The sequence below is a fragment of the Thiobacillus sp. SCUT-2 genome (assembly GCF_035621355.1).
Taxonomy (GTDB): Bacteria; Pseudomonadota; Gammaproteobacteria; order Burkholderiales; family Thiobacillaceae; genus Thiobacillus; species Thiobacillus sedimenti.
Map to the genome: position 1 here is coordinate 195855 of NZ_CP141769.1, position 19431 is coordinate 215285.

The window sequence follows — 19431 nt, forward strand, 5'->3', positions numbered from 1 at the left end:
TGTCTACAGTGTTTTTTGCAGAACCTTGGATTTCCGCTTGTAGTTGTAGAGCGCCTGCTTGCGCTTGGGCAGATGGTCGGGGCTGCTGTCGACGAAGCCGCGCTCCTCGAACCAGTGCTCGGTGCGGGTGGTGAGGACGAACAGGTGCTTGAAGCCCGCCTTCCTGCCGCGCTTCTCGGCCTCGTCCAGCAGCAGGTCGCCGAAGCCGCGTCCACGGAAATCGCGCGACACCGCGAGGCAGGCGAGTTCGGCAGCCTCCTCCTCGGGAAAAGGGTAGAGCGCCGCGCAGCCGGCAACGACGCCGTCGGACTCGAGCACGAGAAAGCGGTCGATTTCGATTTCCAGCAGCTCGCGCGAGCGCCGCACCAGAATGCCCTCGCGCTCGAGAGGTTCGATCAGGCCGAGGATGCCGCCGACGTCGTCGATCGTCGCAGGCCGCAGGGTCTCGAGCGGTGCCGGCGTGACCAGCGTGCCCACGCCTTCGCGGGTGAACAGCTCGGACAACAGCGCGCCGTCCCGATGGCGGCTGATGAGATGCGCGCGCTTGACGCCCTGGGTGCAGGCCGTGATGGCGCACGGCAGGTAATAGGTCACGTCTTCCGGCAGCTGCGCTTCCCGGTCGAGAATCTGCCGCGCCTCGTTGACGGTGAGCGCGTTGTGGATCGTCTGTCCGTCGTCGGGAACGCCCTCGGTCTCCATCAGGAAGATGAGCTTGTCTGCCGCCAGTTCGACGGCGGCCTGCGTGGCGACGTCCTCCAGGCTGAGGTTGAATATCTCGCCGGTGGGCGAATAGCCGATCGGCGACAGCAGCACGATGTCGTGCTGGTCGAGCCGTCTCCTGATCGCCGCGGCGTCGATCTTGCGGACCTCGCCGGTGTGCAGCAGGTCGACGCCGTCGCGCACGCCCAGCGGCTGCGCGGTCACGAAGTTGCCCGAGGCGACCCGGATGTCGGCGCCGGCCATCGGCGTATTGGCGATACCGAGCGAAAGCAGCGCCTCGATCTCGACCCGCACCGTCCCGGCCGCCTCCTTGACGCAGGCCAGCGCGGCGTCATCGGTGACGCGCAGGCCGTTGACGTAGCGGATCGCGGTGCCGTTCTCGGTCAGCCGGGCCTCGACCTGCGGCCGCACGCCGTGGATCAGCACCAGGCGCACCCCGAGGCTGTTCAGCAGGTTGACATCGTGCGCCAGCTGCACGAAGCCGCCTTCGGCCACCAGTTCCCCGCCGAATGCGATGACGAAGGTCTTGCCGCGAAAGCCGTGGATGTAGGGCGCGGCGGACCGGAACCAATGAACGAAGTGGGTGGTGTCTTTCAACGGAAGGCCTGGTCGGATTGTTCTAGTCGAAGGATACAGAAAAGCCTTGCGAAATGCAGGGCGCGCGCTCACCATTCGAATCATAAACGGAACAAATCGTCGCGGTTTTACGTGATCAACGGTTTTTCGCGCAGAACTTACAGCAATTCTCAGGAGACCCGAAACGATGAAGCGCATGAACAAGATGATCGGTGCCCTGCTTGGCAGCGCCATGATGGTGGGCGCGCTGGTGCTGCCGGCAATTTCTCATGCCGCCGACAAGGCCAGGCTGGTGATCCAGGTCAGCGTGAACGACCCCGCGACCTGGAACCTGGCCCTTAACAACGCGAAAAACGTCCAGAAGGATGTCGGCAAGGAGAACGTGGACCTCGAGATCGTCGCGTACGGACCCGGCATCAACATGCTGAAGGCGGACTCCGAAGTCGCGAACCGGATCGACGAGGCGGTCGACTCGGGCGTTCAGGTCGTGGCATGCCAGAACACGATGCGCGGCATGAAGCTCAACAAGGACGACATGAACGCCAAGGTCGGCTACGTCCCGTCGGGCGTGGTGGAGATCATGCGCCGCGAGCAGCAGGGCTACGCCTATCTGCGCCCGTAAGGCCGGATGCCGAAAAAAAACCGGGCCGAGGCCCGGTTTTTTTTTGCGCCTGCGCGAAGCGCTCAGAAATCGCCCCACAGCGTCTGCAGGGCGGCCAGCGCCGCGACGGCAGCAGTTTCGGTGCGCAGCACGCGGGGGCCGAGCCTGACCGGCGTCGCGCCGGCAGCGTGGAGGGCGGCGATCTCGTCCGCTTCGAAGCCGCCTTCGGGGCCCGCCACCAGGCAATCGGTGCCGGCGGGCGGAGCCAGGTCCGCCAGCCGCGTCTCGGCCAGCGGCGAGAGAAACAGCAGTCGGCCCGTTCGGGGCTGGCCCAGCCACGCGGCGAGGCTGAGCGGGGTCGCGACGTGCGGAACCCGGTTGCGGCCGCATTGCTCGCAGGCGCTTGCGACGACGCCCTGCCAGTGCTGGACGCGGCGGTCGGCGCGTTCCCCGGCGAGCTTGACGACGCTGCGCCTGGCCGCGATGGGCTGGATCGCCGCGACGCCGAGCTCGACCGCCTTCTGCAGCGTGTAGTCCATGCGCTCGCCGCTCGAAATGCCCTGCGCCAGCAGCACCTGCAAACGCGATTCGCGCTCGACGTCGACGAAATCGGTGATGCGGACCGCCACTTCGTCCTTGACGATGCGCTCGATATGCGCGGCGAACTCGCCGCCCCCGCCGTTGAACAGCGTGACAGGGTCGCCCACGCCCAGCCGCAGGGCCCGTGCCGCATGGCGTGCGGGCCCCGCCGGAAGGGCGAGGCGCGCTCCGGGTGCGAGCGGCTGGTCGAGGAAAAAACGCGGGGGGGACATCTTGGTATTATGCCGGGGTTGTCGAGAACTTCTGCGGAGCGCGTCATGGTTTCCCTCACCACCCCGGTATGCGACTTTGGCTGGAAGGCCCCGGATTTCAGCCTGCCCGGCGTCGACGGCAAAAGGTGGACGCTGCAGGACGCGATGGGCCCCAACGGCCTGCTGGTCATGTTCATCTGCAACCATTGTCCCTATGTCAAGGCAATCCGGCCCCGCCTGGTGCGCGATCTTGCCGAACTCAAGCGCGACCACGGCATCCATGCCATCGCGATCATGTCGAACGATCCGACCGACTACGCCGAGGATTCCTTCGACAACATGCAGCGCGTCGCCGCCGAATTCGACTTTCCGTTCCCCTACGTGATCGACGAGACCCAGGCGGTCGCGAAGGCCTACGGGGCGGTGTGCACGCCCGACTTCTTCGGCTTCAATCGCGATCTCGAGCTGCAGTACCGCGGGCGCTTCGACGAGTCGCGCAAGGAAACCGCGCCGGAGGGGGTGCGCCGCGACCTGTTCGAGGCGATGAAGGGCATCGCGGCCACCCAGCGCGGCCCGGCGGAGCAGATCCCCAGCATGGGCTGCTCGATCAAGTGGAAGGAGGCATGACATGGTCGACCGTCGCGAACATTGGGAAACCGTCTACCGAACCAAGGCGACCGACCAGGTCAGCTGGTTCCAGACGCATGCCGGCGCGTCGCTGCGCCTGATCGAGGCCTGCGCGGGCCCCGGGGCGAGCGTGATCGACGTCGGCGGCGGCGCCTCGGTGCTGGTCGACGAACTGCTCGACGCCGGGTATCGCAACCTGGCCGTGCTCGACCTGGCGGAGTCGGCGCTGGCCGCCAGCAGGGCGCGCCTCGGCGCGCGGGCCGGGATGGTGCAGTGGATCGCGGCCGACATCACCCGTGCCGAGTTGCCGGCGGCGCATTACGACGTCTGGCACGACCGCGCCGTGTTCCATTTCCTGACCGATCCGGACGACCGCGCGCGCTACGTCGCGCAGGTCCTGAAAAGCGTGAAGCCCGGCGGCCACGTGATCGTCGCCGCGTTCGGCCCCGGCGGCCCGCTGCAGTGCTCGGGCCTCGACGTGGTGCGCTACGCGCCCGACGCGCTGCACGCCCAGTTCGGCGCGCCATTCCGGTTGCTCGGCCACGAGACCGAAATCCACCACACCCCCGGCGGCACGGAGCAGGAATTCGTCTACTGCTACTGCGTGCGGACCTGAGGAGCCTTTCCATGCTTGAACAGGTCAAGGCGCTGGTGCGCGAGGTCGCGCGGCGCGAAGTGACGCCGCGCTTCCTCAAGGTGACGCACAGCCACAAGCCCGACGGCAGCCTCTTCACCGAGGCCGATGCGGCGACGCAGGCCGCGCTCGAGGCCGGCCTGCCGCGGATCAAGGATGTCCCCGTGCTGGGCGAGGAGATGACCGAGCAGCAGCAGCGCGACGCCTGGGAGGCCGGGCGCGACGGGCTGTGGTGCGTCGACCCGATCGACGGCACCTCCAATTTCGTTGCCGGCGTGCCCTATTTCGCGATATCGGTCGCCTATCTCTACAAGGGCGAGCGCCAGCTCGGCGTCGTCTACGATCCCGTGGCCGATGAGATGTTCACCGCCGAGCGCGGCCGCGGGGCGCATCTGAACGGCACGCCGCTGCCGCTGCGCCAACCCGTGTCCGAGCTGCGGCGCGCGCTCGCCGGCGTCGAGATGAAGCGCATCGACCGCGAACTGGCGGGCCGCCTGGCGTCGTGGCCGCCGTACGCCTCGCAGCGCAATTTCGGCGCCTCCACGCTCGACTGGTGCTACACCGCGGCGGGCCGCTTCGACGTCTACCTGCACGGCGGGCAGAAGCTGTGGGACTATGCCGCCGGCGCGCTGATCCTGGAGGAAGCGGGCGGACGGCTCGCCTGCCTGACCGGCAGCTTCGACATCGCCAGCGTGTGGGAGCGCTCGGTCGTCGCTTCGGTCCGCCCCGACCTGTTCGAGCAGTGGCGCGACTGGCTGAAGGCGGCGGGCGCATAAGCCGTCGCGTTGCCCCAATAAAAAGAATTTAGGGTCCGAATTCTGAGCCGGCGCATGAGCTTGTCGGTTTAAGCCCTTGTCGCAGCGCGCCTTTTCCGGGCCGTGGCTGCGGCTTGCCGAAGCCCGCCCTGCTGACGGATAATCAAGGTTTTTGCATATTCTGCCCAAGCTGCCGCCGCGTGGCTTTTTCGGGCGGCGGTGCACGGTTTTTTACTTAGCAGAAGGGAACGCAATGCCTACCCGTAACGACCTGGCCAATGCCATCCGCGCGCTTGCGATGGATGCCGTCGAAAAAGCCAAATCCGGCCACCCCGGCGCCCCCATGGGCATGGCGGAAATCGCCGAAACGCTGTGGAACCACCATATGCGCCACAACCCCGCGAACCCGAAATGGGCCGACCGCGACCGTTTCGTGCTGTCGAACGGCCACGGCTCGATGCTGATCTATGCGCTGCTGCACCTGACCGGCTACGACCTGTCGATGGAAGACCTGAAGCAGTTCCGCCAGTTGCATTCCAAGACCCCGGGTCACCCCGAGTACGGCTACACCGCCGGCGTCGAGACGACCACCGGCCCGCTCGGCCAGGGCGTCACCAACGCCGTCGGCATGGCGATGGCAGAGAAGATCCTCGCGGCCGAATTCAACAAGCCCGGCCACGCCATCGTCGACCACCACACCTACGTGTTCATGGGCGACGGCTGCATGATGGAAGGCATCTCGCACGAGGCGTGCGCGCTGGCCGGCACCTGGAAGCTCAACAAGCTGATCGCCTTCTGGGACGACAACGGCATCTCGATCGACGGCCACATCGAGCACTGGTACACCGACGACACCGCCAAGCGCTTCGAAGCCTACGGCTGGCACGTCATCCCCAACGTCGACGGCCATGACGTCGCCGCCATCGAGGCCGCGATCCAGAAGGCCAAGGCCAGCACCGACAAGCCGACGCTGATCTGCTGCAAGACCATCATCGGCAAGGGTTCGCCCAACAAGGCCGGCACCCACGACGTGCACGGCGCCGCGCTGGGCCACGACGAAGTCGAAGCCACCCGCAAGAACATGGGCTGGACCTCGCCCGCGTTCGAGATCCCCGCCGACATCTACGCCGGCTGGGACGCCAAGACCAAGGGCCAGGGGCTCGAAACCCTGTGGAACAACAAGTTCGCCGAGTACAAGAAGGCCTTCCCGGCCGAGGCGGCCGAGTTCGAGCGCCGCATGAAGGGCGAGCTGCCGGCCAACTGGAAGGCGCACGTCGCCGAGAAGCTGGCCGCGATCAACGCCAAGGGCGAAACCGTCGCCACCCGCAAGGCGAGCCAGATCGCGATCAACGCGCTGGCCTCGGCGCTGCCCGAGTTCGTCGGCGGCTCCGCCGACCTGACCGGTTCCAACCTGACCAACTGGGAAGGCTGCAAGCCGGTGCGCCACGGCAACCCCGGCAACTACATCAGCTACGGCGTGCGTGAATTCGGCATGGCCGCGATCATGAACGGCATGGCGCTGCATGGCGGCATCCTGCCCTTCGGCGGCACCTTCCTGATGTTCTCCGAATACTCGCGCAACGCGCTGCGCATGGCCGCGCTGATGAAGCAGCGCGTGATCCACGTGTTCACGCACGACTCCATCGGCCTCGGCGAGGACGGCCCGACCCACCAGCCGATCGAGCAGACCGCGACGCTGCGCATGATCCCCAACATGGACGTCTGGCGCCCCTGCGACACCGTCGAAACCCTGGTCGGCTGGACTGCCTCGGTCGAGCGCACCAGCGGTCCGACCAGCCACATCCTCTCGCGCCAGAACCTGCCGTTCATGAAGCGCGACGACGCGACGATCGCCAACATCGCCAAGGGCGGCTACGTGCTGAAGGACGCCGCTGGCGCGAAGGCGGTCATCATCGCCACCGGCTCCGAAGTCGAACTCGCGGTCAAGGCCCAGGAAGCGCTGGCCGCCGAGGGCATCGCGGTGCGGGTGGTGTCGATGCCGTCGACCAACGTGTTCGACCGCCAGGACGCCGCCTACAAGGCAAGCGTGCTGCCCAAGGGCCTGCCCCGTGTTGCCGTCGAAGCCGGCGTGACCGATTTCTGGCGCAAGTACGTGGGCCTCGAGGGCGCGGTGGTCGGCATCGACCGCTTCGGTGAATCCGCTCCGGCGCCGGTCCTGTTCAAGGAATTCGGCTTCACCCCGGAAAACGTCGCCGCCGCGGTCAAGAGCGTTCTGTAATTTTTCATCCACGAAGGGCACGCAGGTCCACGAACAAAGATTTCGCGCCCTTCGTGTTCTTCATGAACAGGCTTTTCTTTCAATCTGGAGACTGAGCAAATGGCAATCAAAGTTGGCATCAACGGTTTTGGCCGCATCGGCCGCATGGTGTTCCGCGCTGTCGCGAAGGACTTTCCCAACATCGAGATCGTCGCCATCAACGACCTGCTCGACGCTGACTACCTCGCGTACATGCTGAAGTACGACTCGGTCCACGGCAACTTCAAGGGCGACATCAAGGTCGAGAACGGCGCCATGGTCGTCAACGGCAAGAAGATCCGCCTGACCGCCGAGCGCGACCCCGCCAACCTGAAGTGGAACGAAGTCGGCGCCGACATCGTCATCGACTGCACCGGCTTCTTCCTGACCACCGAGTCGTGCGAATCCCACCTCAAGGCGGGCGCCAGGAAGGTCGTGCAGTCCGCGCCGTCCAAGGACAGCACCCCGATGTTCGTCTACGGCGTGAACCACGAGACCTACGCCGGCCAGGCCATCGTGTCCGCCGCTTCCTGCACCACCAACTGCCTGGCGCCCATCGCCAAGGTGCTGCACGACAACTGGGGCATCAAGCGCGGCCTGATGTCGACCGTGCACGCCGCCACCGCGACCCAGAAGACCGTTGACGGCCCGTCCGCCAAGGACTGGCGCGGCGGCCGCGGCATCCTCGAGAACATCATCCCGTCCTCGACCGGCGCCGCCAAGGCCGTCGGCGTGGTGCTGCCCGAACTGAAGGGCAAGCTGACGGGCATGGCGTTCCGCGTTCCCACCTCCGACGTCTCGGTCGTCGACCTGACCGTCGAGCTGGAAAAGCCTGCCAAGTACGCCGACATCTGCGCCGCCATGAAGAAGGCCTCGCAGTCCGGCGACATCAGCAAGACCCTGGGCTACACCGACGAGAAGGTCGTGTCGACCGACTTCCGCGGCAACGGTTTCTCGTCGATCTTCGACGCCGAAGCCGGCATCGCGCTGGACGACACCTTCGTCAAGGTCGTGTCCTGGTACGACAACGAGTACGGCTACACCTGCAACATGCTCCGCTTCGTCGAGCACGTTGCGAAGTAAGCGGTAAGCGGTGGGGCAGTGAGCGCGTTCCGCTTGCTCCTCACCGCTCCCCGCTCGCTTACCGGTGAGCCTTAAGGCCTGGCGCGGCCTCCAACGCCGCGTCAACCCTTAAACCTTACTGATCAGGAGAAAGCACCATGGCATTCAAACGCGTCACCGATCTCGATCTGGCTGGCAAGCGCGTCTTCATCCGCGCCGACATGAACGTGCCGGTCAAGGACGGCAAGGTCACGTCCGACGCCCGCATCACCGCCTCCATGCGCACCATCGAGCACTGCCTCAAGGCCGGTGCCAAGGTGATGGTCACGTCCCACCTCGGCCGTCCGACCGAAGGCGAGTTCAAGGAAGAGGATTCGCTGAAGCCCGTGGTCGACGTCATCGCCCAGAAGCTCGGCAAGAACATCCGCCTGATCCGCGAGTGGGTCGACGGCGGCTTCGACGTCGCCGACGGCGAGCTGGTCGTGCTGGAGAACTGCCGCGTCAACAAGGGCGAGAAGAAGAACGTCGACGAGACCGCGAAGAAGTATGCCGCGCTGTGCGACGTGTTCGTGATGGACGCCTTCGGCACCGCGCACCGCGCCGAAGCGTCGACCCACGGCATCGCCAAGTTCGCCCCGGTCGCCGCGGCCGGCATCCTGCTGACCGAGGAACTCGACGCGCTCGCCAAGGCGCTCGCCAACCCGGCGCGCCCGATGGTCGCCATCGTCGGCGGCTCCAAGGTCTCGACCAAGCTGACCGTGCTCGAAGCGCTGTCCGAGAAGGTCGACCAGCTGGTCGTCGGCGGCGGCATCGCCAACACCTTCCTCGCCGCGATGGGCAAGAACGTCGGCAAGTCGCTGTGCGAGCATGACCTGATTCCGACCGCCAAGGCGCTGATCGAGAAGATGGCCGCGCGCGGCGCGTCGATTCCCATTGCCGTCGACGTGGTCGTCGGCAAGAAGTTCGACGCCAACGAGCCCGCCGTGCTGAAGAGCGCCGACGAGGTCGCCGACGACGACATGATCTTCGACATCGGCCCGAAGAGCGCGCAGGAGCTCGCCGACATCATCGCCAAGGCCGGCACCATCGTGTGGAACGGCCCGGTCGGCGTGTTCGAGTTCGACCAGTTCGGCGAAGGCACCAAGACGGTGTCGATGGCGATCGCCAACGCCGACGGCTTCAGCCTGGCCGGCGGCGGCGACACCATCGCCGCGATCCAGAAGTACGACATCTACGACAAGGTGAGCTACATTTCCACCGCCGGCGGTGCCTTCCTCGAATACCTCGAGGGCAAGGTGCTCCCCGCCGTCGCAATCCTGGAGGAACGCGCCCAGGGGTAAGCGGCAAACGGGAAGCGGTGAGCGGTTTTCGCTCGCCGCTTTTGTTTTTTGTGCCGCCCACTGCTCACTGCTCACCACCATGATTCGCAGAACCAAAATCGTTGCCACGCTCGGCCCCGCCTGTTCCGATGCCAAAACCCTGGATCGGATGATGGAGGCGGGGATCGATGTGGTGCGTCTCAACTTTTCCCACGGCTCCGCGCAGGATCACATCGACCGCGCCGAGTTGGTGCGCTCGCTGGCGCGGGCGCGCGGCCGTGCGGTCGGCGTGCTGGTCGACCTGCAGGGCCCGAAGATCCGCATCGGCAAGTTCAAGGACGGCAAGATCACGCTGGCCAAGGGCGACCGCTTCATCCTCGACGCCGCCTGCACGCTGGGCGACCAGACCCGCGTCGGCCTCGACTACAAGGAACTGCCGAACGACGTCAGCCGCGGCGTGACGCTGCTGCTCGACGACGGCCGCATCGAGTTCTGGGTCGAGGAGGTCAAGGGCAGCGAGATCCATTGCACCGTCGTCCAGGGGGGCGTCCTCTCCAACAACAAGGGCATCAACCGCAAGGGCGGCGGCCTGTCGGCGGCCGCGCTGACCGAGAAGGACATCGAGGACATCAAGACCGCCGCGGCGCTGAAGGCCGACTACCTGGCGGTGTCGTTCCCGCGTTCCGGCGCCGACATGCGCCAGGCGCGCGAACTGCTGCGTGCCGCCGGCGGCAAGAGCCAGCTGGTCGCCAAGATCGAGCGCACCGAGGCGATCGCGCACCTGGAAGAGATCCTCGAAGCCTCGGACGCGATCATGGTCGCGCGCGGCGATCTTGGCGTGGAAGTCGGCGACGCCGCCGTCCCGGCCTTGCAGAAGCGCATGATCCGCATGGCGATCGAGCGCAACAAGACCGTGATCACCGCGACCCAGATGATGGAGTCGATGATCTCCAGCCCGATCCCCACCCGCGCCGAAGTCTCCGACGTCGCCAACGCCGTGCTCGACGGCACCGACGCCGTGATGCTGTCGGCCGAAACCGCGGCGGGCCAGTTCCCGGTCGAGGCCGTGCAGGCGATGGACCGCGTCTGTCTCGAGGCGGAGAAGGAGGCCGAGCCGGTGTTCACGCGGGAGCGGCTCGACCACAGCTTCCTGCGTGCCGACGAGGCGATCGCGATGTCGGCGGTGTTCACCTCGGTCCACCTCAACATCAAGGCGATCGCCGCACTGACCGAATCGGGCAACACCTGCCTGTGGATGAGCCGCCTGTCGACGCGGGTGCCGATCTACGCCTTGACACCTCAGGTCGAAACCCGTAGAAAAGTCACTCTTTTCCGCGGCGTCTACCCGATCAATCTCAAGACCGCCAGCAAGGAGCGCGATGCGCTGCTGGCCGAAGCCGAGGAAGAGCTGCGGCGGCGGGGCGCGGTGCGCGAGGGCGACCTGATCCTGCTGACCATCGGCGAGCCCATCGGCCAGTCGGGCGGCACCAACACCATGAAGATCGTCCGCGTGGGCGCTTCGAAGAAATCCTGATACTGCAGCACATTTTTTACCTAGGAGAGTGTAAATGGCCCTGATTTCCCTTCGTCAATTGCTCGACCATGCGGCCGAAAACGGCTATGGTCTGCCCGCCTTCAACGTCAACAACATGGAGCAGGTCAAGGCCATCATGGAAGCGGCCGCTGCCGTCGACAGCCCGGTGATCCTGCAGGGTTCCGCCGGTGCCCGTTCCTACGCCGGCGAGCCCTTCCTGCGCCACCTGATCCTCGCCGCGATCGAGATGTACCCGCAGATCCCCATCTGCATGCACCAGGACCATGGCGCCAGTCCCTCCATTTGTTTCCGCTCGATCCAGTCCGGCTTCTCCTCGGTGATGATGGACGGCTCGCTGAAGGAAGATGGCAAGACGCCCGCCAGCTACGAATACAACGTCGAAACCACCCGCAAGGTCTCGGAACTCGCCCACGCTTGCGGCGTCTCGGTCGAAGGCGAACTGGGCTGCCTGGGCTCGCTGGAAACCGGCAAGGCCGGCGAGGAAGACGGTCACGGCGCCGAAGGCACGCTGGACCACTCCATGCTGCTGACCGACCCCGACGAAGCCGCCGACTTCGTCTCCAAGACCAAGGTCGACGCCCTGGCGATCGCCATCGGCACCTCGCACGGCGCCTACAAGTTCACCCAGAAGCCCACCGGCAAGGTGCTGCGCATCGACCGCGTCAAGGAAATCCACGCTCGCATCCCCAACGTCCACCTGGTCATGCACGGCTCCTCCTCGGTGCCGGAAGACTGGCTCGCCGTCATCAACAGCTACGGCGGCGACATGGGCCAGACCTACGGCGTGCCGGTCGAAGAGATCGTCGAAGGCATCAAGAACGGCGTGCGCAAGGTCAACATCGACACCGACCTGCGCATGGCCTCCACCGGCGCCATCCGCAAGCACCTGGCGGAAAACAAGTCCAACTTCGACCCGCGCAAGTTCCTCAAGGAAGCCACCAAGGGCATGAGCGACATCTGCAAGGCGCGCTACGAAGCCTTCGGCGCCGCCGGCCAGGCCAGCAAGATCAAGAAGGTCTTCAACCTGGAAGAAATGCAGAAGCGCTACGACAAGGGCGAGCTCGATCCCAAGGTCAACTGATCGCCGGCTTGCCGGAATCAGACGCTGGAATCAAAAGGGACGCTGCGGCGTCCCTTTTTTATGTTTACAACCCCAGAATTTTGGAGTGCTTGATGGACAGCTCTCGGCCTTGGATCCCGGCTGTGCATGGAATGCAGAGCGAATGTCGGGATTCTTTACGCTTCCCGCACACAAAAGACAAATTATGAAAACATTCCATGTGCATTCATGGTGTTATGTTTCTAGGCATGATCGTTGCTCCTCCCTCACGGCAAGACTATCCAAATAATAGAAATACAAAATGAAGAAAATGTCGTCAGCAATCAGATTGTTTACAAAATTTAAATCCAGAATAGTTGTTACAGCCATTTCTGTAACTTCACTATTTTCTGGCCATGCATATGGCACGCCAATTTTGGATCAATCTTTTTCGCCTTCAAGAAATTATCAAATTTCATTTGGCGGAATGGGAGCAGTGCTCTGGCAAAGTTTTACTCCAGGGATAACTGGCACATTAGACGGTGCCGATGTACTCCTCCTAAAGAGCGCACCATCTGCACAAAGTCATAATTTGATTGCTTCAATCAGAGATTCTACTTTCAACAATGTATTGGGAATTGCTCAACTGACGCCGCAACAAGTTTATGGCGCAACAGGAGATACAGTTGATTCCGGCTCCCCCCCAGGATGGCTAGGGACATTCATCCATATGGACTTCGCACCTGACCATATTCAGATGGTGGCAGGTCAATCTTATTACTTGACTGTGAATGATGGATTTAACTGGATGGGAAGCTGGTCGGGAGGTTATGCCGGTGGGCGATCGCTTTCAGATGCAAATGCAGACTTTGGTTTCAGAACTTATGTAACTACGGTCCCGGAGCCCGGGACCGAGTCGCTGCTCGGAATTGGCCTGCTGGGCTTGATGGGGCTGGCTCGGCGCCATGCTACTCCCCGAGAGTAGTAGCATTTGAGGATAATCCCCACCCCGTAAATTGGCGGGAAGTCTGGGCTATCCCAGCATCGCCTTCAACGCCGCCAGCCGGTCGCTGCCACTGGCCTTGGCATCCGCGCTCGATGGCTTCTCGGGCAGGCGCACGTCGTCGCCGAGTTCGTCGATGAAGCGCGACGGATCGCAGCCGACCGTTTCGCGCCCGCGCTTGCGGCGGGTGCAGTAGGACAGCGTCAGCGACTTCTTCGCGCGGGTCACGCCGACGTACATCAAACGGCGCTCCTCCTCCAGGCGGCCTTCGTCGACGGCGTCGCGATGCGGCAGGATGTTCTCCTCGACGCCGACCAAAAAGACGTGGCCGAACTCCAGGCCCTTGGCCGCGTGCAGCGTTGATAGCCGCACCGCGTCGGGCTCCTCCTCCTCGCGCCCTTCGAGGAAGGTGATCAGCGCGATCGTCTGCGTCAGCTGCAGCAGGTTCTTCTCGTCCTCCTCGCCCTTCTTCGCGATCCACGCCGCGAACTCGAGCACGTTGTTCCACTTGTTCTGCGCCGCGCGCTGGTCGTCCTGGTCGAACAGGTGGACCTCGTACTCGATGGCCTTCAGCAATTCGTCGAGCAGTTCGCCCGCTGGCTCGCGCGCGGCGCGCTCCTCGAAGCGGTTGATGAAATGGCAGAACTCGACCAGCGGCGCGAGCTGGCGTTCGCCGATCTGGGAAGCCGCGGCCGCCGAGAATACCGCCTCGAACAGGCTGACGTGCAGGGTGGCGGCGACCTGGCCGAGCTTCTCCAGCGTCGCCGCGCCGATGCCGCGCTTGGGCGTGGTGACGGCGCGGATGAAGGCCGGATCGTCGTCGCTGTTGGTGATCAGGCGCAGGTAGGCGATGACATCCTTGATCTCGGCCTTGTCGAAGAAGGACTGGCCGCCCGACAGCTGATAGGGCACCTTCTCGTTGCGCAGCGCCTGCTCGAACACGCGCGCCTGGTAGTTGCCGCGATAGAGGATCGCGTAGTCGCGCCACTCGGTGCGGTGCTGGAACTTGTGCGACAGCAGGCGCATCACGACCGATTCGGCCTCGTGCTCGTCGTCCTTGGTCGGCATGACCTGGATCGGGTCGCCGTGGCCGAGGTCGCTCCACAGGCGCTTGTCGAACAGCTTGGGGTTGTTGGCGATGAGGCTGTTCGCGGCCTTCAGGATGCGTATCGTCGAGCGGTAGTTCTGCTCCAGCTTGACCACGTGCAGGTGCGGGTAATCGTCGCGCAGCTGGCGCAGGTTGTCGGCCGACGCGCCGCGCCAGCCGTAGATCGCCTGGTCGTCGTCGCCGACCGCGGTGAAGGCCGCGCGCACGCCGGTGAGCTTCCTGAGCAGCTGGTATTGCGCGACGTTGGTGTCCTGGTATTCGTCGACCAGGATGTGGCGCAGGCGGTTCTGCCATTTCTCGCGCAGCTCGGCGTGGGTGTCCAGAAGCTCGGCCGGCAGGCGGATCAGGTCGTCGAAGTCGACCGCCTGGTAGGCGCGCAGCGTGGCGTCGTAGCGGTCGTAGATCCTGGCGTAGGCGCGCGCGTTGTCGTCTTCGGCCGTTTGCAGGGCGGCCGCGGGCGACTTCAGCTCGTTCTTCCACAGCGAGATGCGTGACACCGCGCGGCGGATTTCCTGCTTGTCGGTCGTCTTCAGGATTTCCGAGACGATGCCGGCGGCGTCGGCGGAGTCCAGAATGGAAAACGCCGGCTTCAGCTCGGCGAACTTCGCGTCCTCGCGCAGCATCCTGAGGCCCATCGAGTGGAAGGTGGTGACGATCAGGCCCTTGGTGTTGACGCCTTGGGTCAGCTTGGCGGCGCGCTCGGCCATTTCGCGTGCGGCCTTGTTGGTGAAGGTGATCGCGGCGATCGAGCCCGGCTTGTAGCCGCACTCGCCGATCAGATAGGCGATCTTGTGGGTGATCACCCGCGTCTTGCCGGAACCGGCGCCCGCCAGCACGAGCAGCGGGCCGTCGAGGTACTTCGCCGCCTCGCGCTGCGGCGGGTTGAGCGCAGCGAGCAGGCTCATGCCGCGCCGAATTCGCGGTTCAGCCAGGCGTTGATGGCGTCGGATTCGTACATCCAGGTCTGCTTGCCCTGGTCGTCGGTGATCAAGAGGCAGGGCACCTGTGGCTTGCCGCCGCCGGCGATCAGTGCGGCGCGGTGCGCCTCGTCGTGCTGGGCATCGCGCAGCTCGATGTTCAGCGACAGCCGCTGCATCGTGCGCCGCGTTTTCAGGCAGAACGGGCAGGTGGGGTAATGGTAGAGCGCCAGCTTGCGCGTGCGCGCGTCGACCGCGGCCTGGGCCGCGGCCGGACGCACGACGCCCTTCGGCCGCGTCAGCCGGTAGCCCAGCAGCATGAAGGGGGCGAGGACGAGGCGCAGCGTGCGGAAGAACAGGCGGATCAGGGGTTTCATGGTACGGGTGTCACAAGAGGGTGGGGCGGGCGCGCTATGATGCGGGCAACACGGCACGCGAAGAAACCGTATTTTATATGCCCACCTATGCCATTGGCGATCTCCAGGGATGCCACGATTCGCTGCTGCGACTGCTCGACGGGATCGGGTTCGATCCGGCCGCCGACCGGCTGTGGTTCGTCGGTGATCTCGTCAACCGCGGGCCGGATTCGCTGGCCGTGCTGCGGACGATCCGCGAGCTCGGCGACGCCGCGGTCTGCGTGCTCGGCAACCACGACCTGCATCTCTTGGCGCTCGCCGAAGGCTATGGGCGCCCGCACAAGGGCGATACGCTCGATCCCATCCTGGCTGCGCCCGACCGCGACGTGCTGCTGGCGTGGCTCCGGCATCGCAGGCTGGCCTGGCGCGAAGGCGACTTTCTGATGGTTCACGCCGGCGTGCTTCCCGACTGGACGGCGGACGAGACGATGGCCCGTGCGGCGGAAGCCGAAGCGACCTTGCAGGGTCGGGATTACCGCGACTTCTTCGCCCAGATGTACGGCAACGCGCCGGTCGCCTGGGATGCTTCGCTGCAGGGCGTCGAGCGGCTGCGCGTGATCGTGAACGCCTTCACCCGCCTGCGCTACTGCACGGCGGCGGGTGAAATGGAGTTCCACCACAAGGGCGCGCCCGGCACCCAGCCGGCGGGCTGGATGCCCTGGTTCGAGGTGCCGGGGCGCAGGACCGCGGACGTGACGTGCGTGATCGGCCACTGGTCGACGCTGGGCCTGATCAATCGCACGGACCTGATCACGCTCGATACCGGCTGCCTGTGGGGCGGCAAACTGACGGCGGTCAGGCTGGAAGATCGCCGGGTGTTCGCGGTGCAGTGCCCGCAGATGCGCTTGCCGAAGGCATGATCCCCAGCAGGCCTGCTACCGCCTGCTCCGCCTGTGCCGCCAGCTCACGGCGGTGGCCGGCGGGCTGGATCGGTGCGCCGAAGTGCAGCTCGGCGACGAGGCCGGGCGCGCTGACGATCTGCGTGAGGCTCTGCCACAGGCTCATCTCGTCGATGTAGGCCGGCGCCGCGCTGTACGCGCCGCCCGGCGTGCGATAACGCAATGCCGCCGGCACGATGGGGCAGTCGAGCTCGACCGCGGGCTGCAGCAGCGACGGCAGGAAGCGGCGCAGCGCGCGGCCATCGCTGGTCGTTCCCTCCGGGAACACCGCGACCCAGGCTCCGCCTTCCATCAGCGCGCGCATCTCGGCGTTGACCCGCGCGGTGTCGGCGCGGCGCTTGCGCTCCAGGAACAGCGTGCCGGTCTTGTGCGCCAGCCAGCCGGCGACCGGCCAGGCGCGGACCTCGGATTTCGAGACGAAGTGCACGCGTGCCGCGGCATAGATCAGGTAGACGTCCAGCCACGACACGTGGTTGCAGACCAGCAGCGCGCCGCCGGGAAGGCGCGGCGCGGCCGCCACCCGGGCGTCGACGCCGAGGATGCGCAGCAGGCGGCGCGACCAGCGCATGATGAGCGCATCGCGCCGTGCGGCGCCGGCGAGCGGAAACGCCAGTCCGGCGAGCGCCACGCCCCATGCCACGTGCAGCAGCAGCAGGCTGATGCGCAGGGTTCGGCGGAGCGGGACGGGCAGATGGCGGAGGATCACCCCGCTATTGTAGAGGCGCTTGGGACAGGCACCGCTGCGTGGACCATCGCATTCAGCCGAGCAGCCGGCGCGCGTAGCTCCGATTGAGCTGCGCCATCGGCAAGAGCATCAGGAGGTCGGCGGTGTTGAAGTCGGGGTCCCAGGCCGGCTCGCCGCATACCATTGCGCCGAGGCGGGCGTAGCCCTTGACCAGCGGCGGCAGCGTGACGACCTGGCCGTTGTCGAGCGATTCGACCGGCAGGCGTGCGCGCGGGGTCGTGTGCCATTCGATCGGCGCCAGATGGCGCGCGGCAAGCTGGCGATACGCGTTCGCGGCCAGGTGGCCGCCGTCGGCCATGCCGATGCTGGCGCAGCCGATGATGTATTCGTACCCGTAGCGCGTCATGTAGGCGGCGAGCCCCATCCACAGGCGCGCGATGACGGCGCCGCTGCGGTGCGCCGGATCCACGCACGAGCGCCCCAGCTCGGCCATGCGCGGGCGCAGGAAGTGCAGCCGCGTGAGATCGAATTCCTGTTCGGAGTAGTAGCTGCCGACGCGCTTGGCCGCATCCGGCGGCAGGATGCGGTAGGTGCCGACGACTTCGCCGGCGTCGAGATCGCGAACCAGCAGGTGGTCGCAGAACGGATCGTAGAGATCGATGTCGTGTCCCGGCAGGACGGTGCTCAGGCGTGCGCCGAGCTCGCCGGCGAACACCTTGTAGCGCAGGCGCTGCGCCTCGCGGATTTCGTGGTCGTCCACCGCCAGCGCAACGTGGTAGCGGCCGGCGGAGGCGGAAGGCAGGTGACGGCGAACATCGAGCACGGGGCACTCCTTGGATGGAATGCGCCCAGCTTAGAGACGGGGTGTTAAGACCCCGTGACGAGCGGGTTGCGGAAAGATGACCTTGCCGCGCGAGCCGCAAGGGTCGCGCGCGCAGGGCCGCTTCAGTGCGACACGCGGGTGGTGCCGCCGCCGCTCAGCACGCGCACGCGGTCGCCGACCCGGAACGTCTCGTCGGCCGCCTGGGTGACGGCGATCATGCGGCCCGAATCGAGCTTGACGGTGATTTCCACGCCCTTCTGGCGCGTCGTCGCTTCTTCGGCTGCCGCGCCGCCCAGCCCGCCCAGGACTGCGCCGACGGTCGCACCGACCACGCTGCCGCGGCCGCCACCGACCGTGCTGCCGGCGACGCCGCCGACCACCGCGCCGGCACCGGCGCCGATCGGGGTCTTCGTGCCTTCAATGTTGACGTCGCGCACCGACTCGACGACCCCCATCTGGACTTCCTGCACGCCGCGCGTCTGGTCGCGGCTGTAATCCCCGCCGCCCAAGCCGCCGGCACAGCCGACGAGCACGGCAGTCGCCCCGGCCAGCAGGGCAAGTCTGATCACTCCGAACGATTTCTGCATGTTGACTGTCCTCGTGTTGCACTCGATTCAATATAGCTGACGACCCGGGCGGCCGTGCCTCGCGGCGCCGATCAGAGCGTCTTGCCGAAGGCGGTCTTGAGACGGCTCGCGATGTCCTCGCGGCTGGGGCGGTGGTTCTGCCCGCCGCGGTGCTCGATCTTGATCGAGCCCATGACGCTGGCGAGCTGGCCTGCCGTTTCCCAGTCGAGCCCGCGGGCGATGCCGTAGAGGATGCCGCTGCGGTAGGCGTCGCCGCAGCCGGTGGGATCGAGGATGGCGTCCGGACGCACCGCCGGAATGTCGATCTGCCGGCCGCCGGCGTGGATGACCGAGCCTTCGGCGCCGCGCGTGACGATCAGCGCCTCGACGTGGCGTGCCAGCGCGGCGAGGCTTTCGCCGGTGCGGCTCTGCAGCAGCTCGGCCTCGTAGTCGTTGAGGATGACGTAGCGCGACTTGTGCACGCACTCGAGCAGTTCCTCGCCCGAGAACAGCGGCATCCCCTGGCCCGGGTCGAACACGCAGGGCACGCCGGCTTCATGGAAGCCGCGCACGTGGCGCAGCATGCCGTCGCGGCCGTCCGGCGCGACGATGCCCAGGCGGATGTCCTGCACTTCGCGCACGTCGTTCTCGTGCGCATAATTCATCGCGCCGGGATGGAAGGCGGTGATCTGGTTGTCGTCGAGGTCGGTGGTGATGAAGGCCTGCGCGGTGTAGGTGCCGGCGACGTGACGGATGTGCTCGCGCGAGATCGCAAGCTTGTCGAGGCGCTCGGCGTACACGCCGAAGTCGTCGCCGACGGTCGCCATGATCAGCGGCGCGCCACCCAGGAGCTTGAGGTTGTAGGCGATGTTGCCCGCACAGCCGCCGAATTCGCGGCGCATCTCCGGCACCAGGAAGGACACGTTCAGCATGTGGATCTTGTCGGGCAGGATGTGATGCTTGAAGTGGTCCTGGAACACCATGATGGAGTCGAAGGCCAGGGAGCCGCAGATGAGGGTGCGCATGATCGGAACGGGTTGAACGGGACAGCCCGGATTATACGGGCGGGCGGGCGGGT

The 19431-nt window shown here is 65.8% G+C and carries 19 protein-coding genes; 11 read left to right on the forward strand and 8 right to left on the reverse strand.

Features of this window, described 5'->3' with window-relative positions; genetic code table 11:
• Positions 1–3: 3 nt before the first annotated feature.
• A complete protein-coding gene (gene argA / locus VA613_RS00940; protein ID WP_324779995.1) occupies positions 4–1317 on the reverse strand; it encodes an amino-acid N-acetyltransferase in 1314 nt (437 codons plus the stop codon).
• Positions 1318–1483: 166 nt separating this feature from the next.
• On the opposite strand from argA, the gene VA613_RS00945 reads away from it, so the two are divergent.
• Positions 1484–1918, forward strand: coding sequence for a DsrE family protein (locus VA613_RS00945; protein WP_324779996.1), 435 nt, complete (start codon positions 1484–1486; stop codon positions 1916–1918).
• A gap of 62 nt (positions 1919–1980) precedes the next feature.
• Here the strand turns inward: VA613_RS00945 and VA613_RS00950 are convergent, their stop codons facing one another.
• On the reverse strand, positions 1981–2709 hold the full coding sequence (locus tag VA613_RS00950) for a 16S rRNA (uracil(1498)-N(3))-methyltransferase (RefSeq protein ID WP_324779997.1): 729 nt from the start codon (positions 2707–2709) through the stop codon (positions 1981–1983).
• Between the two features lie 45 nt (positions 2710–2754).
• On the opposite strand from VA613_RS00950, the gene VA613_RS00955 reads away from it, so the two are divergent.
• From VA613_RS00955 to VA613_RS00995, 9 genes are all read left to right on the forward strand, one after another.
• Positions 2755–3315: a thioredoxin family protein gene (locus tag VA613_RS00955; RefSeq protein ID WP_324779998.1), complete on the forward strand. Its 561-nt coding sequence runs from the start codon at positions 2755–2757 to the stop codon at positions 3313–3315.
• Between the two features lies 1 nt (position 3316).
• Complete coding sequence (locus tag VA613_RS00960; protein WP_324779999.1) at positions 3317–3931, forward strand: class I SAM-dependent methyltransferase; 615 nt, start codon at positions 3317–3319, stop codon at positions 3929–3931.
• Between the two features lie 11 nt (positions 3932–3942).
• Positions 3943–4725 carry an inositol monophosphatase family protein gene (locus VA613_RS00965; RefSeq protein WP_324780000.1) on the forward strand — a complete coding sequence of 261 codons (783 nt, stop codon included), beginning with the start codon at positions 3943–3945 and terminating at the stop codon, positions 4723–4725.
• A gap of 232 nt (positions 4726–4957) precedes the next feature.
• On the forward strand, positions 4958–6943 hold the full coding sequence (gene tkt, locus VA613_RS00970) for a transketolase (protein WP_324780001.1): 1986 nt from the start codon (positions 4958–4960) through the stop codon (positions 6941–6943).
• A 99-nt stretch (positions 6944–7042) separates the two neighbouring features.
• The gene (gap, locus tag VA613_RS00975; RefSeq protein WP_324780002.1) at positions 7043–8044 is read left to right on the forward strand and encodes a type I glyceraldehyde-3-phosphate dehydrogenase; all 1002 of its coding nucleotides are present in this window, start codon (positions 7043–7045) and stop codon (positions 8042–8044) included.
• Positions 8045–8181: 137 nt separating this feature from the next.
• Positions 8182–9363: a phosphoglycerate kinase gene (locus VA613_RS00980; protein ID WP_324780003.1), complete on the forward strand. Its 1182-nt coding sequence runs from the start codon at positions 8182–8184 to the stop codon at positions 9361–9363.
• A gap of 79 nt (positions 9364–9442) precedes the next feature.
• Complete coding sequence (pyk, locus tag VA613_RS00985; protein ID WP_324780004.1) at positions 9443–10876, forward strand: pyruvate kinase; 1434 nt, start codon at positions 9443–9445, stop codon at positions 10874–10876.
• 34 nt (positions 10877–10910) lie between these two features.
• Positions 10911–11978: a class II fructose-bisphosphate aldolase gene (gene fba / locus VA613_RS00990; RefSeq protein ID WP_324780005.1), complete on the forward strand. Its 1068-nt coding sequence runs from the start codon at positions 10911–10913 to the stop codon at positions 11976–11978.
• A 280-nt stretch (positions 11979–12258) separates the two neighbouring features.
• A complete protein-coding gene (locus VA613_RS00995; protein WP_324780006.1) occupies positions 12259–12921 on the forward strand; it encodes a PEP-CTERM sorting domain-containing protein in 663 nt (220 codons plus the stop codon).
• A 48-nt stretch (positions 12922–12969) separates the two neighbouring features.
• Here VA613_RS00995 and VA613_RS01000 read toward each other — a convergent pair whose 3' ends face one another.
• Together VA613_RS01000 and VA613_RS01005 are read right to left on the reverse strand one after the other, a co-directional pair.
• On the reverse strand, positions 12970–14952 hold the full coding sequence (locus tag VA613_RS01000) for a UvrD-helicase domain-containing protein (protein ID WP_324780007.1): 1983 nt from the start codon (positions 14950–14952) through the stop codon (positions 12970–12972).
• On the reverse strand, positions 14949–15341 hold the full coding sequence (locus VA613_RS01005) for a glutaredoxin family protein (protein WP_324780008.1): 393 nt from the start codon (positions 15339–15341) through the stop codon (positions 14949–14951). Before VA613_RS01005 ends, VA613_RS01000 begins: the two co-directional genes overlap by 4 nt.
• 77 nt (positions 15342–15418) lie before the next feature.
• Here VA613_RS01005 and VA613_RS01010 point away from each other — a divergent pair, with 77 nt between their 5' ends.
• The gene (locus tag VA613_RS01010; RefSeq protein ID WP_324780009.1) at positions 15419–16240 is read left to right on the forward strand and encodes a symmetrical bis(5'-nucleosyl)-tetraphosphatase; all 822 of its coding nucleotides are present in this window, start codon (positions 15419–15421) and stop codon (positions 16238–16240) included.
• Here VA613_RS01010 and VA613_RS01015 read toward each other — a convergent pair.
• The 4 genes from VA613_RS01015 to VA613_RS01030 form a co-directional block, all read right to left on the reverse strand.
• Positions 16176–16985: a lysophospholipid acyltransferase family protein gene (locus tag VA613_RS01015; RefSeq protein ID WP_324780010.1), complete on the reverse strand. Its 810-nt coding sequence runs from the start codon at positions 16983–16985 to the stop codon at positions 16176–16178. The genes VA613_RS01010 and VA613_RS01015 overlap by 65 nt on opposite strands.
• Before the next feature lie 52 nt (positions 16986–17037).
• Complete coding sequence (locus VA613_RS01020) at positions 17038–17787, reverse strand: GNAT family N-acetyltransferase (RefSeq protein WP_324780011.1); 750 nt, start codon at positions 17785–17787, stop codon at positions 17038–17040.
• Positions 17788–17909: 122 nt separating this feature from the next.
• Positions 17910–18374, reverse strand: a complete 465-nt coding sequence (locus VA613_RS01025; RefSeq protein WP_324780012.1) for an outer membrane lipoprotein — start codon at positions 18372–18374, stop codon at positions 17910–17912.
• Positions 18375–18445: 71 nt separating this feature from the next.
• Positions 18446–19378, reverse strand: coding sequence for a carbohydrate kinase family protein (locus VA613_RS01030; protein ID WP_324780013.1), 933 nt, complete (start codon positions 19376–19378; stop codon positions 18446–18448).
• Positions 19379–19431: the final 53 nt, after the last annotated feature.